This is a genomic window from Luteitalea sp. TBR-22 (assembly GCF_016865485.1).
Taxonomy (GTDB): domain Bacteria; phylum Acidobacteriota; class Vicinamibacteria; order Vicinamibacterales; family Vicinamibacteraceae; genus Luteitalea.
Genome location: NZ_AP024452.1, coordinates 2,965,246 through 2,979,244, shown reverse-complemented (window position 1 = coordinate 2,979,244; position 13,999 = coordinate 2,965,246). Strand labels below are relative to the sequence as shown.

The 13,999-nt window shown below is 71.5% G+C and carries 12 protein-coding genes; 2 read left to right on the top strand and 10 right to left on the bottom strand.

The window, feature by feature from the left end; all coding sequences use genetic code 11:
* The first annotated feature begins 12 nt into the window (after positions 1–12).
* Positions 13–420, top strand: coding sequence for a hypothetical protein (locus TBR22_RS12200; protein WP_239493264.1), 408 nt, complete (start codon positions 13–15; stop codon positions 418–420).
* 130 nt (positions 421–550) lie between these two features.
* On the opposite strand, the gene TBR22_RS12195 is transcribed toward TBR22_RS12200, so the two are convergent.
* The 6 genes from TBR22_RS12195 to TBR22_RS12170 form a co-directional block, all read right to left on the bottom strand.
* Positions 551–1,009 carry a hypothetical protein gene (locus TBR22_RS12195; RefSeq protein WP_239493263.1) on the bottom strand — a complete coding sequence of 153 codons (459 nt, stop codon included), beginning with the start codon at positions 1,007–1,009 and terminating at the stop codon, positions 551–553.
* Positions 1,010–1,033: 24 nt separating this feature from the next.
* Positions 1,034–1,330: a hypothetical protein gene (locus tag TBR22_RS12190; RefSeq protein ID WP_239493262.1), complete on the bottom strand. Its 297-nt coding sequence runs from the start codon at positions 1,328–1,330 to the stop codon at positions 1,034–1,036.
* A gap of 100 nt (positions 1,331–1,430) precedes the next feature.
* Positions 1,431–1,919: a hypothetical protein gene (locus TBR22_RS12185; protein ID WP_239493261.1), complete on the bottom strand. Its 489-nt coding sequence runs from the start codon at positions 1,917–1,919 to the stop codon at positions 1,431–1,433.
* A gap of 53 nt (positions 1,920–1,972) precedes the next feature.
* Positions 1,973–2,770, bottom strand: a complete 798-nt coding sequence (locus TBR22_RS12180; RefSeq protein WP_239493260.1) for a DUF2490 domain-containing protein — start codon at positions 2,768–2,770, stop codon at positions 1,973–1,975.
* A 69-nt stretch (positions 2,771–2,839) separates the two neighbouring features.
* A complete protein-coding gene (locus TBR22_RS12175; protein WP_239493259.1) occupies positions 2,840–3,547 on the bottom strand; it encodes a DUF2490 domain-containing protein in 708 nt (235 codons plus the stop codon).
* Positions 3,511–5,289 carry a S9 family peptidase gene (locus TBR22_RS12170; RefSeq protein WP_239493258.1) on the bottom strand — a complete coding sequence of 593 codons (1,779 nt, stop codon included), beginning with the start codon at positions 5,287–5,289 and terminating at the stop codon, positions 3,511–3,513. Before TBR22_RS12170 ends, TBR22_RS12175 begins: the two co-directional genes overlap by 37 nt.
* A gap of 330 nt (positions 5,290–5,619) precedes the next feature.
* Between TBR22_RS12170 and TBR22_RS12165 the strand changes: the two genes are divergently transcribed.
* Complete coding sequence (locus TBR22_RS12165; protein WP_239493257.1) at positions 5,620–6,018, top strand: RNA-binding protein; 399 nt, start codon at positions 5,620–5,622, stop codon at positions 6,016–6,018.
* Between the two features lie 109 nt (positions 6,019–6,127).
* Here the strand turns inward: TBR22_RS12165 and TBR22_RS12160 are convergent, their stop codons facing one another.
* Genes TBR22_RS12160 through TBR22_RS12145 form a run of 4 tightly spaced genes read right to left on the bottom strand, consistent with a single transcriptional unit; the run spans position 6,128 to position 13,974 of the window.
* Entirely contained in the window at positions 6,128–7,582 is a 1,455-nt protein-coding gene (locus TBR22_RS12160; RefSeq protein WP_239493490.1) for an L-serine ammonia-lyase, iron-sulfur-dependent, subunit alpha, read from the bottom strand.
* A 5-nt stretch (positions 7,583–7,587) separates the two neighbouring features.
* Complete coding sequence (locus tag TBR22_RS12155; RefSeq protein WP_239493256.1) at positions 7,588–8,565, bottom strand: aldo/keto reductase; 978 nt, start codon at positions 8,563–8,565, stop codon at positions 7,588–7,590.
* A gap of 46 nt (positions 8,566–8,611) precedes the next feature.
* Positions 8,612–11,413, bottom strand: coding sequence for a protein kinase (locus TBR22_RS12150; protein WP_239493255.1), 2,802 nt, complete (start codon positions 11,411–11,413; stop codon positions 8,612–8,614).
* A gap of 20 nt (positions 11,414–11,433) precedes the next feature.
* The gene (locus tag TBR22_RS12145; protein ID WP_239493254.1) at positions 11,434–13,974 is read right to left on the bottom strand and encodes a protein kinase; all 2,541 of its coding nucleotides are present in this window, start codon (positions 13,972–13,974) and stop codon (positions 11,434–11,436) included.
* Between the last annotated feature and the right edge of the window lie 25 nt (positions 13,975–13,999).

The following is a 13,999-nucleotide window of genomic DNA, read 5'->3' as shown; positions in this document are numbered from 1 at the left end:
CGACAATTCCGCATGCCCATCCAGGCCTTCCTGGCTGCCGTGCTCGCGTTCCTGGCGTGCCTGTTCGCCGTGGTCGCGCCGATGGAACCGATGACCGGCCTCGACCTCTCCTCGGCCGACGGCGCGTTCCAGTGGGGACTGTTCTGGGTGATCCTCGCCGGCATCGGCGTGGGCCTCGGACGACAGCTCGACGAGCCGATCGCGCGGCTGCTCCCGTTCGCGCCCACCGGCCTCCTGCTGCTGGTGTTCCTCTCCAGCACGCAGCCCGGCACCACGCTGCACCTGGGACGCATGCGCGTGCCAGTGCCAGCCGTCCTCCTCGCGCTGGTGGGCGTCGGGCTCAGCGGCCTGGCCTGGTACGCCGGTACGTGGTACGCCTCGCGGGCCCACCGATACCTCGAAGACCAGTCCCGCGACTGACGACGAGGGAGGCCTCCCAGGTGCGCCGCCCGCGGCAGTCGTCGTGACCTCGCGCCAGCCGGGATGGAGCGTCATCGACCCGCGGCAGCGTCGGTCGCGCGACGGTGGTCAGGAGTTGGCCGAGCAGGGGCTACGTGACTGGCGGCGCGAAGCCTGCCGTCCCCTGCAGGCGCGCGGCGGCGGCGAGGCGCTGCTCGAGGGCGGCCTGCGCCGCGGCCAACGACCGGGCGTGCGCCTCGAGCACTGCCGCGAGATCACCGATGTGCGTCCCGGTGCCGGGCGACCGGTACGCCTGCACCGCCTGCAGTGCGGCCGCCGACGCGGCGTGATGCGCGATCGACTCCTGCCACTCCACCAAGCCCGGGACGCGCTGGGCCAGGAGCGCTCGCCCGCTGTGCAGGCCGATGACGACGTCCTGCGCGAGTTCGGCCAGCGGCCGCACCGAGGCGTCGCGCCCGGCCCGCAGCGCGAACTGCGCGAGCAGGGCGAGGCCGGCCACTTCGTCGCGCATGAGCGGCACCACGTCGCCGAGGCCAGGCACGTGGGTGATGTCGTCGATGGCCGGCAGCGCGGAGGGCCGTGCATCCATGGCCGACCCTTCTATCACGCGTCGTCACGAACTCGCGAGAAGGGCCCGCACGCGCTCGCGTTGGAGGCGCTCTGCCGGCGATCGCCCCGCCCCACTCGCCCACTGCCGGACCGCCTGTACCGTCACCCGATGTTCGACGACGGGCTGCCTGACCTCGACGGCGAGCGGCGCCGCCGGAGGCACCGGCGGCGTCCAGGCCTGGGCGCGAAACGCCTGCACGGCCAGGCCCACGGCCTCATAGAGACTCGACGCCATCACCGTCACGGCGTGGATGGTGCCGTCGGCGTCCTCGAACCGCACGGTGCAGAGCTTGGGTGGCACGAGGCGATCATAAGGCGAAACTTTCGCCCGCCCGCGACGGCGCCTGTGGTGGCGTCCGATGACGCCCCGTCATCGGGCCGTGCGCTCGGGATTCCAGGAATCAGCGGCGCGCCAGGCGGTCCGCGAGATCGGTGATCGTCCTGCGGTCTTCGGGCGCGAGGGATCGGAAGCAGGCCAGCAGGGCGTGCTCGGCAGTCCCGTCCACCGACGCGGCTGGAGGGACCAGCGGCACCGAGGCGGCAGGGGGGATCACGCTCGCGTCGGTGACACGGTGGATCAGGAGCTCACGCACCTGCCGCGCCAGTGCTTCGGCTCGATGCTGGTACAGCGCGGTGAGGTCGGTGTCGGCCCTGCGCGCCAGCTGGTAGAGATAATCCACTTCCTGCTGGTCGGGTGTCGGCAGTTCCCGCAATCGCTCCTGCAAGGTCCAGTGGGCCTCGCGCCAGGCGGCGATCAACTCGCGCTCGCGCACCCCAGCCGGCGCATCGCCGACGCCTCCGGACGACGGCGCCCGGAAGGGCACCACGGTGTGCGCGGACTCGCCGGAGTCTGCCGTGTGGTCGTCGCCGGGATGCCACGGGGGACGCATCACCCTTGGATAGACGCCGGGGACGGGCTGGTGGCCTCAGCCGAGGCTCCCGGCTACCACGTGCCGGTCGGCACGAGGGCGACCGGCAGGGCCGCCGCGGTCCGCGGCCCGGCATCGCGCCGCGGGCGGTACTGGAACTGGAACATCGCGATGTGGTTCTGGCGTTCTGGCCGCACGCCGAGGCGGAACACGTCCTGCCACATGTAGCCGGTCTCGATGGCCAGGTCGCGGGTCAGGGGATGCTGCACCCCGACGAACAGACGGTGCTGGTCCCACCCTGGTGAAGGTCCGAGCGTTGTGTGGTCCCAGTTGTAGAACAGTTCCTGGTGCAGCACGAGCGTCCACGACCGGGCGCCCGGCATGGGCCGCGTGACGCGTACCTGCTCGCGCACCCGGTGCGCCAGATCTCCCCACTGGGACAGGTAGCGCTGGTCCTCGCGCACCCGGACCTGCGGCGCCCATCGGCCGACGCGCGGCAGGGTGAAGGCGACCTGCTGGTACGCCTGGTGCTCGAACAGATTGCCCAGCGCCGTATGGCGGGGCACGAAGGCGTACGCCGCCCCGACCTGTACCTTCGGCGTGACGCGCTTGAGCACGCCTGCGCGCAGCACGATCTGGTCGAAGTGGTCGACGTTCTGGTTCCAGCGCGGCTGTGCCTCGAGCACCAGCGACCAGGTGCCCGCGACGGGGATCTGGCTGTTCCACTGCAGCCAGAGCTGCGCGTCCCAGTCATCGACGACGGCCTGCGCCTCCGCGCGACCGGCCCACAACGCGATCACCAGCACCGCTCGCAGCGCGGCGCGAGCGAGAGCAGGCGCGGGGTACATCACGGCGGACAGGCGATACGGCACGGCTGTATTACGCCTGATTATGCCCCAACACCTCGATCACGCGGACGGGCTGCGAAGGGTCCTGGCCACCTAGGTCTTCTTCTTCACGGGCGGTGCGTACGTGAACCAGGTGAAGAGCGTGTGCCCGTGGCGCTCGGCGCGTGCCGGCGTTCCCGGCACGTGCTGCCAGAGATAGCCGCCCTCGATGGTCAGCGACGGCGACATCTTCCGGAGTGCGGTCACGAAGAACCGGTTCTGGTCGTAGCCCTGCCGTGGTCCGCCGACGGTCTTGTCGAACGTGACGAACCACTCGTCCCACACCGCCACGGACCAGGGACTTGCGCCGATCGGGCGAACCAGTCGGCCGAGCGCGCGGAATCGGTGGGAAGTGTCGCCCCACTGCTCGAGGAACCGCTGCTCCTGCCGCAGGCGGATGGAGGGGGCCCACTTCCCTGCCTTGGGCAAGGTCGCACTCAGTTGTTCCCAGATCCGCTGCTCGTGGAAGACCGTGTCGCCGCTCCAGCGGGGGATGTACCCGTGCCCGGCCCACACCGTCACGCGGGGGCTGAGCCGGCGGCCCACCGCGGCCCGCAACAGCAACTGGTCCTTGTCCTGCATGTCGTTCTTCCAGCGCGGCTGCGCCTCGAGATGCACGACGTACTTCTCGCCGACCGGCACCTGCGCGAGCAGCAGCAACCAGAACTGCGTGTCGTGCACGGTATCGGGGGTCTGCGCTTGCGCAGCCCCCGTCGCCATCGCCATTACCGCCGCGATGAAGCCTGCCCTGAGGATGCCCACGACCTACTCCCGTTGACGAGGCGCTGGACGGCCCGCAGGCCCCCGGCCCGTTGCAGTGCGGGGATGAAGCACTGCGCCTGGAGGTCCTGGTCGTCCGCCGGGAGGCCCGCCACGTCGAACGCCAGCGCATCACGCGCCCCGGAAGCGGCCACGGCCACGGCCGCCCAGTAGCGAGCGGCGCCCACGGCAAGGACATCGGCATCGGCAGGCAGCCACGCCAATGCCGCCGCGATGTCGTGCACCCGCGCCTGGTCGTCGCTGACGTTGAAGGTGAGCCAGTGGTTGTGCGTGCGCTTCCGATCGGCCTTCGAGGTGCCCGTCTGGAACACCTGCAGCACGAGCACCGGCCGCCTGGCCTTCCTGGCGATCGCCACTTCCGGCAGCGCCGCCCCAGCGGGTGCCCCGTCGGGGTGGATGACGACGAGGGGGCGTCCCTTGCCTGGCGTCCAGAGGCTCGGCACGCGGTCGCCCTCGCCGCGCGTGATGGTGCCCGAGGCGTCACGGGTCACGCCGGCGAGACCGGGGAGCGCCACGGCGCGCGCCAGGCGGGCGCGAAGCTGGCCGAGATCGGTGGTGGCCTCCGCCTGTCGTGTGGCGGCGCGCCGCCAGTCGGTGAACAGGCCCTCGTAATCGAGCGCATGCGCCGGCAGCGTGCGCCCCATGAGCGCGAGCATGTCGCCGAGCCGCTCGACAGGCGCCGACCTCTCCTTGCCGTCGTCGCTGCGGCCGAACGCCTGCTGATCCATGAAGCGGTACACGTGCTCGCGCGTCTGCTGGTTGTAGTTGTGCGGCGCGTCGACCTGGTGCTGCGTCAGCTTGTCGCCGGCGCCGTACAGGTCGTAGATGCGCTTGATGGCCGGGTACTCCTCCTGCGGCACGTGCTTGGTCCAGTCGCCGGTGGCCGAGATCAGCAGCATCGGCTTGGGCGCGAACGTCGCGGCGATGTCGAGGTTGCTGATCCCCAGGCGCAGCCCGGGCGCGTTCTCGCAGGGGGAGCCTCCCTGCATGTAGGCCGACACCATGTTCACGGGTGCGGCGTAGGCGATGCGATCGTCGACCGCCGCCAGCAGGAACGTCTGCGTGCCGCCGCCGGAGGCGCCCGTGGCCCCGATGCGCGTGGCATCGACCTCGGGCAGCGCCGCCACGAAGTCGACCGCGCGGATGGAGTCCCACAGCTGCAGCCCGAGCGGGCCGAAGCCCCACAGCGTCTCGCGCGGCCCGCCGAAGGCATGGGGCACCTGCCGGGTGTCGTTGTAGCCGACCATGTCGTAGATGAAGACCACGTGGCCGCGGCGGGCGAGGTTGGCGGCGCGCATCGGCACCGACGCGAGCGGCTGGTGCTCGAGCCGCCCGTAGTTCCAGTGCCCATGCGGGGAGACGATCGCCGGGTGCTTGCCCGGGCTGGTCGGTACGTAGAGGTTGCCGCCGAGGAAGAAGCCCGGCCACGTCTCGAGCAGCACCTTCTCGATCGTGTAGCCGTCGCGCTCCAGCTTGCCGAAGCGCTGCGGGTTCAGCGGCGTCCTCTCGGGCATCGGGTCGAGACCGGCCGCCGTGAGGATGCGCGCCTTGACGCGGTCGCGGTGTGCCTCCCACGCCTCGCGCGTCGGAAAGGTGCCGAGCACCACGTGCGTGTCGGTGTCGGGCACCTCGACGTTGCGACGATCGGCGGGCGGCTGGACTGGCGCGGGCGCGGTGGGAACCGCGGGCGCCTGCAGCAGGAGGGCGATGAGCAGCGCGAGCATGGGCACAAAGAGTAGAAGAGTAGAAGAGCAGAAGGAAAGAAGGCAGGGCGGGAAGGGTGAAGGATTGAAGGGGGAAGGATCGAAGGGTGAAGGATGGAAGGGGGAAGGAGGCAGGGGTGAAGGGCTGAGCTTCCCTATGGCGTTGCGGGAGTCGCCCCACGGTGGTACCGTCTGCGGTGGAAGGACAGCCAGACTCAACGCCACGAGTTTCGAGCCCGCCTGACTCGATTCTGCTCGCGTGCCTGTGAGCGGGGACCCGCACGGTCTCCGGCATCTTCCGAGTGGCCTGTCTCACGGGCAGGCCGGCACGTCAGGCAAGGAGGAACGGCAGTGGCCAAGAGCCTGTTCGTCGGGAACATCCCCTATCAAATCAGCGAGCCCGAACTCGAGGAGATGTTCTCGCAGGCGGGAACAGTGGAAAGCGTCACCGTGATGCGTGATCGCATGACGGGTCGGCCACGCGGCTTCGCCTTCGTGTCGATGGCCAACGACGACGAGGCGCAGAAGGCGATCCAGCAGTTCGACGGTACCCAGCTGGGCGGCCGTGCCATTGCCGTCAACGAAGCGCGCCCGCGCCCCGAGCGCGGCCCGGGTGACTTCGGTGGTGGCGGTGGTGGATTCGGCGGCGGGGGCGGCGGGCGTCCCGGCGGCGGCGGTGGTCGTCGTCCCGGGGGCGGCGGTGGCCGCGGCGGCTACGGCGGCGGCAATCGTCGCGAGCCCCGCTGGTAACGGATTTCGCGAGACAGGCCGGCGGCACTCCCGCCGGCCTTCTGCATCTGTCCGCCCTGCCCTCGGCGGTCTCCTGTTGCCTCTCCGGCCATCGACGGCCCCGCGGCGTTCAGCACTCGCTGAGGCTCAGCGGGATGTGCACCGCCAGGCCGCCATCGGCGGTCTCCTTGTACTTGGCGCTCATGTCCAGCGCCGTCGTCCACATGGCGTGAATGACCGCGTCGAGCGGCACCTTGGCGTTGGCCGGATCGCTGGCCAGCGCGAGCTGTGACGCGGTAATCGCCTTGATCGCGCCCATCGTGTTGCGCTCGATGCAGGGGATTTGCACGAGGCCACCGACGGGATCGCACGTGAGCCCGAGGTGGTGCTCCATGGCGATTTCTGCCGCCATCAGCACCTGGCTCGGTGACCCTCCGCGCACCTCGGTGAGACCGGCCGCCGCCATCGCGGACGACACGCCAATCTCGGCCTGGCAGCCGCCCATCGCCGCAGAGATCGTCGCGCCCTTCTTGAAGAGGCAGCCGACCTCCGACGCCGTGAGCAGGAACCGCGCGATGCGATCGGGCGACCCTCCCTCCGGGCCGAACACGACGTCGTAGGCCAGCACCGCCGGCACGACGCCTGCCGCGCCATTGGTCGGCGCGGTGACCACGCGCCCGAAGCAGGCGTTCTCCTCGTTCACCGCCAGCGCGAACGCGGTCACCCAGTCGAGCGTCCAGGCGAAGTCGTCGCCGTGGGCGCGGATGGCCGCGAACCAGGCGTCCACGTCCGTGGTGGCAGGATGGCGGCCCGGCGCGGGACCGATCCCGGTCGGTGTGCTTCCCATCAACCGCGTGTTGATGTCGGCCGCACGCCGACGCACGTTGAGTCCACCGGGCAGCCGCCCCGGCGTGTGGCACCCACGGTGGATGCAGGCCCGCATCACGTCCCAGATGCGGGCGATGAACGCGCGCGTCTCGGCCTCCGGACGCCACGCCGCCTCGTTGGCCAGCACCACCGACGACACGGAGAGGCCGGCCTCCCCGCACCACCGCAACAGGTCCTCGGCGGTGTCGACCGGATAGGGCAACGTCACTGTCTCCCGCGACTGGCCCCGATCGTCCTCCCACACCACGAACCCGCCGCCCACGGAGAAGCAGGTGCGCTCGCGCACGGTGTCGCCGGACCACACCCCGGAGAAGCGGAGTCCGTTGGGGTGTTGCGGCAGCACTTCGTGAGTGTGGAAGTGCACCTGCAGCGCGACGACGTCGTGGCCGGGCAGCGCGACTGCCGCTTCGGCGAGCGCGCGGGTGACGCGGCCATGCACCTCGGTCATCTCGCATGTTTCGGGATCGGCCCCGATCAACCCGGCGACGACGGCGACGTCGGTGCCGTGGCCTCGGCCGGTCTTGGCCAGCGATCCGAAGAGGTGCACGTCGATGCGGCGCAGGCCGTCGAGGCCGGGCGACGCACCCCAGGCCGCGACGCACTGCTGGGCCGCGCGCCACGGTCCGAGCGTGTGGGAACTCGACGGGCCGACGCCGATCTTGAACATGTCGACGATCGAGAGTCGCTCGTCGGTCATGGCGGTCACGCCCGTGGCAGAGCCTCCTCGATGCGCGCGAGCTCCGCGTCCGACAGGCGGAAGTCCGCCGCGCCCACCACGCCATCGACCTGCGACGCCGACCGTCCGCCGACGATGGCTGCGGTCACCGCCGGATGGCGCAGCGTCCACGCGATGGCGACCTCGCCGGCCGACCTGCCGTGCGGCGCGCCGATGGTCTTGAGCACCTCGACCAGCGCCAGGTTGGCCGAGAGCTGTGGCTCCTGGTACTCCTTGTTGTTGCGTCGCCAGTCGCCAGCCGGCAGGTTCGCGACGCGCTCGCGTGTCATCGCGCCGGTCAACAGGCCCGACAACATGGGGCTGTACACGATGACGCCGATGCCGTGTTCGGCGCAGTACGGGAGGATCTCCGACTCGATGGCGCGCCTGAGCATCGAGTACGGGGGCTGCAGCGACGCGACGGGCGCAATCGCGCCGGCCGTCTTCAGGTCGTCGACCGTGAAGTTCGAGACGCCGATGTGCCGCACCTTCCCCTGCCGCTGCAGGTCCGCCAGCGTCTCCCAGGCCTCGGCGACGCTGCCCGGTGATGGCTCGGCCTGTGCCGCCCAGCGAGGCCAGTGCATCTGGTACAGGTCGATCGTCTCGACCTGGAGTCGGCGCAGGCTGTGCTCGACTTCCCGCCTGATCGACGGGCCCGACACGTCGTGGCGCACCACGCGGTCGTCGCCCCACACCAGGGTGCACTTGGTGAACACGTACGGGCGCTCGCGCCTCGGGATGTCGGCGAGGGCGCGCGCGACCACTTCTTCCGAGTGGCCGAGCCCGTACGCGGGGGCGGTGTCGATCCAGTTCATGCCGCGGGCGACCGCCTGCCGAATCGCCGCGATCGAGTCCGCATCGTCCTGCGGTCCCCAGCCGAAGCGCCACTCGCCGCCGATCGCCCAGGCGCCGAACCCGATGCTCGTGATGTGGAGGTCGGTGCGCCCGAGTTGTCGTGTCTGCATGCCCCGATCTTACGCGCTTCGACGTGGCGTCACGGTGCCCGCCTCGCTACGGCACCGGGGCGTTCAACACCACCGTGGCCGAGGCGGGTGGCAGCGAGTCGGGGGGCGCATTCACCACGAACCGGCTTCCGCCGGGCAGCGCGACGAAGTGACTGCGGACGTCGTAGCCGCGGAAGGGGATCGTGAACAGCGCCACAGGAGGCCGGATGACGGGCGTGGCCGTGTCGAAGTCGACCGCGGCACGCATGAGCGCCCGATTGAGCCCGTGGAAGTAGATGGTGCGGCCATCGGCGCTCCAGGCCGGCTCCCGTCCGTAGTCGCTCGACACGCGCCAGCGGCGGCCGTCGGCCGGCAGCGGCATCACCCAGACCTGCTGCCCCCCCGACTCGGGAGTCGAGTAGGCCAGGTAACGCCCGTCAGGGGACACCGCGGGGTGCTGGTCGTTGCTCGGCGACTGCACCAGCGGGATCTGGCCACCGCCGGCGAGCGCCCGTTGCCAGATGTCCCAGCCGCCCTGCTGGTCGAGGCGCTGGTAGATCAGCGAGCGACCGTCCGGCGTGATGTCGTAGGCGATCACCTGCGAATCGAACTCGACCAGCGACTGCTCCCGCTGGCCGCCGCCCGCCGACCTGCCGTACAGCGCGACCCGCTGATCGCGGTAGGAGATGAAGTAGACCGTGTGGCTGTCGGGCGACCACATCGGCGAGATGTCCTCCGCCGGATGCTGCGTGAGCCGGACCCGCGCCCGGCGCTCGAGGTCGTGCACCCAGATCTCGCGCGTGCCGGTCTCGGCGTCGATCTCTTCGTAGGCCAGCAGGCGCCCGTCGGGCGACAGCCGCATGTCGCGGGTTTCCGACGTGCCCAGCGTGTCGACCGTCGTGCCCGCGAGGTCAACGACCCGCATCGTGCGGGCGCCCTGCGCGCTGCCGACGAAGGCGACGATCGCCCGGGACGACTCGCTGCTGCCGACGCCGACACGGCCAGGCAGGGCCACCGAGAAATCGGCGTCCCCGGCCGCATAGGGATCGACGGCGACGCCGTCCACGACAGGCACCGGCTCGCCGATCAACGTTCCTGCGGCGACGTCGATCCGCAACGCCCGCACCTGCCCCTGCGTGACCAGGAACAGGCGCGTGCCGACCACCAGGGCGTTGGAGGGCGACTCGACGAGCGGGCGATCTTCGGCGTCCGGGCCATCGGAGGCGCGCGCCAGGAACAACGTCCGTCGCCCCGTACGCGCACTGATGGCCGAGTACACGAAGTGCGTGCCGTCGGGCAGCCATGACGGCCACGCGAGCGCGGTCCTCAGGCCCTGCCGCTGGGCGCGCACGACGCGCGGCGACCCGCCATTTGCCGGAACGATCATCAGCGAACTGCCATGGTCGACCGAGTACAGCAGGTTGCCGTCGGCGCTCCACGAGCCTGATGACGGGCGACGCGCCGGGGCGACCAGTTGCGGGTCGCCTCCGGAGGCGCGCATCTTCCACAGGGAGACACCGCGGAAGAAGGCAATCCACTGCCCGTCGGGCGACCAGAACGGATCGCGCGCCCCCTGGGTCTGCTCGAGTTCGACGGCGCCTACGTCGTTCATGCGCCGGAGGTGCAATCGCCCCGCGGAGGCGTACACCAGGCGGAGGCCATCGGGCGAGAGCGCGAGGTGCTGCACGTCCTCGCGCGGCCCCGGGGGCACCACCGCGAACCGGACCTCCTGTGGCACCGGCGGACGCGACGCCCACCACCATCCGCCCACCGACAGGCCGGCGACCAGCGCGCCGATCGTCGCCCCCACCGCGAGCAGGCGGCCGCTGCTGCGTGGGGGCGCCGCCTGCGGCTCCATCGGCACGAGCAAGCCCGAGAGCGCCATCTCGAACGCCCCGGCGCTCGGGTACCGGTCTGCGGCAGCGGTGGCCAGGGCACGCTCGACGACGCGGATGAACGCCACTGGCAGGTCGCTGCGGACGTCGGCCAGCGGCGTGCGGGCGCGCGCCTGGTGCGCCTCGCGCAGCGCCGTCGGCGAGTGTGCTTCCACCGGGACCGATCCCGTCACCAGCCGGTACAGCAGCACGCCCACGCTGTAGATGTCGCTCTGGATGCTGGCCTTGCCCCCCTCGAAGAGTTCGGGCGCCATGTACAGGGGCGTCCCCACCTCGTCGTGCACGAACGCGTCCTCGGCGGCGTCGAGATCGCGGCCGGTACCGAAGTCCATCAGCACGAGCCGCCCGTTGCGGTCGCGCATCACGTTCTGCGCCTTCACGTCGCGATGCAACAGGCCGGCGGCGTGCACCGCCGAGAGCGCCGAGCACACGTCGATGCCGATCAGCGCCACCTCGCGGGGATTGAACCGCCCGACGCGACCGAGCATGGCCTCCAGCGTCTCGCCCTCGACAAGTTCCATCCACAGGCCCACCAGCCCGTCGCGGCGCTCGGCGCCATAGATCGTGGCGACATGCGGGTGGCGGACGCGCGCCAGCAGCCGCGCCTCGCCGATCACGTCCTTGGCGGCGCGTTCGTCGCCACGTTCGCCCGTGAGCTTGAGGGCCACTTCGCGATCGAGTTGGGGATCCCACGCGCGGAAGACGTAGCCGCGCGCGCCCCGCCCGATCTCCGCGCGGATGGTGAGGTGTCCCCAGGGGTCGCCCGGGTGCACCGGGGGCGGCGGGAGGGCCGCCGGACCGGCCGGGTCGGGCAGCGTGTCGCGATGCAGGCGTGCGACCTCGGCCAGCACCTTCAGTTCCTCGACCACGCCACGCGTCTGCGTGTCGACGGCGAGCGCATTCCAGTCGATGGCCTCACCGTCGGCGACCTTGCGAGACACGAACTCGAAGAGCGCATCCGGATCGCGAATCATGCCGGGCGGTAGTGTACCGCTCAGGGCAGCGGTGCGTTCAGGATGACCGTGGCCGGCACCGAGGGGGCCTCGGCGGGCGGCACGTTGACGACCACGCGGCCCGGGCCCGCCAACCCGTAGTGGTACCGCACGTCGTAGCCGCGCAGCGGGAGCGTGAAGCGCAGGTCCGGCGGACCAAAGGCCGGCAAGTTGCCACCACCTTCAACGCGGACGCGCACCAGCTGGCGTTCATGCCCGTGGTAGTAGAGCCAGGCGCCATCGGCGCTCCACAGGGGCTGCCGGCCATGCTCCATCGAGACGCGCCAGCGCCGCCCATCGGTGGGCAACGGCTCGACGTACACCTGCCGCCCCTGTGATTCGGGCGACGAGTACGCCAGCCAGCGCCCGTCGGGCGAGAGCGCCGGCGTCTGCTCACTCGCCGGGCCGCCGACCAGCACCGTCGCGGCGCCACCATCGAGCGGCCGCATCCACACGTCCCATCCGCTCTGGACGCCCTCCTGCTGGTACAGCAGCCGCTTGCCATCGGGCGTCACCTGCGTCGGCAGTGCGGGCGCCTCGAAGATCCACAGGACGCGCTCGGGGCCGGTGCCGTCGGCCGGGGCCGACACGAGCGCCCCGGGAGGTGTCCGGTGGGAGAGGTAATACACGGTCAGGCCATCGGGCGACCACGTGGGCGCCACGTCGTGGGCGGGGTGTCTCGACAACCGCACCGGCGTCCCACCGTCGAGGCCCACCACCCAGATGTCACGCCCGCCCGTCTCCGGGTCGAGTCGCTCGTAGGCGACCCGCAGGCCATCCGGCGACACGGCGAGATCGCGCACGTCGCCGGCCACGAGGTCCCGCAACGCGTGCCCCGACTCGTCGAGGACGCGCACCGTGCGCTGCATCCGCAGCCCCCCGACGTACGCGATCGCGCCGGACTCGGAGACCGACAGCTCGACGCGGAACTCGTCGTAGGGGTCGGTGACGATCCCTCCGGCCAGCGGCCGGGGCGTCCCCACGAGGCGCGCCCGACCGGCGTCGAGCCGCTGTACCTGAAGGACGCCATCACGCACGAAGTACAGGTAGCCGCCCTGCGCCACCGCGTTGGACTCCAGCGCCATCACCTCGCGATCCGGAGTGTCGGCCGGCGCGGCGATCGGCCCGATGTAAAGCGCCCGTCGCCCGGTCCGCGCGTCGACGGCCGAGTACAGCACCTGCTCGCCGTCGGCCACGAAGGAAGGCCATCGCAGCGCCATGCGAAGGCCGGCCACCTGTGCGCGCACCACGCGTGACGTGCCGTCGGCGTTGAGGACCAGCAGCGAGGCGCCGTTCTCGACCGTGTACAGCAGCCGCCCATCGGGGAGCGCGGCACCAGACGAGGGCCGCCGCGCCGCCGCGACAAACTGCGGGCTGCCACCCGAGAACCGGACGCGCCACAGCGACGTACCGCCGAAGAAGTAGATCCACTGCCCGTCCTGCGAGAAGAACGGGTTGCGAGCCCCCAGCGGCGGCTCGAGCGCGGTCGAGGTCTCGTCATGCAGCGCCCGTACCCGCAGCCGACCGCCGGACGTGTAGGCGAGGCGCTGCCCATCGGGCGAGAACGCGACGCTCTCGACCTCGTCCCCTTCCGGCGTGACGTCGAACCGCACCTCGGGCGGCGGCGCCTGCCGCGTCATCCACGCCCCCAGCACCATCCCGATGCCGACGATGAGCGCGGCCAGCGCGGTGACGGCGCCAAGTCGCCCGAGTCGCCGGCGAGGCGGCGGCGGCGCTTCCGGCAGGGGCGTCCACAACGTGCCGAGCGCCGTGCCGAGGGCGCGCGCCGATGCGTGCCCCTGCCCCGGCGAGGGCGACAGCGCACGCTCGACGACCCTGATGTAGCCCAGCGGCAAGTCTGCCCGGACGTCGGCCAGCGGCCGCAGCGGTGTCCCCGGGTCGGTGCGCCCGGACACGAGCCGATGCAGCAGGAGCCCGACGCGCACCAGGTCGTCGGCGACGGCAGGACCGCTGCCGGAGCCGCCGTCCGGGCCGAGCAGTCCCCGGGCCGGGTCGTCGAGCGGCTGCGGCAGGTCGGGGAGCGCCTCCCGCGCCGCGTCGCGTCCGGCACCGAACGGGACGACGACGATGCGGCCGTTGCGATCGCGCACCACCTGCCGCGTGCTGAGGTCGCGATGCAGCACACCGGCCTCGTGCATCGCCTGCAACCCCTGACACACGTCGATGCCGATCAGGGCGGCCTCGCGGGCATTGAACCGGCCGACGTGCGCCAGCGTCGTCTCGAGCGTGTCGCCGTCGATCGTCTCGAGCCACACGCCAGTGGCGCCGCCACGGCGCTCGGCACCCAGCACCGCCGCGAGGTTGGGGTGGCGCACCTTGGCGAGCACCCGCGCCTCCCGCAGCAGGTCGCGTCGCGCCTCGGCGAGCGTGGCGCCACTCGCGATCGCGAGGATCACTTCCCTGCCGAGGCCAGGGTCCCACGCGCGGTAGACATGGCCGAGGGGCCCTGCTCCGAGTGCGCGGCGAATCGTGAGGTGTCCCCAGGCGTCGCCCGGAAACAGGGAGGACGTGTCTCGCACCATGCGGGCAGCGCCAGTCTAAACCTCG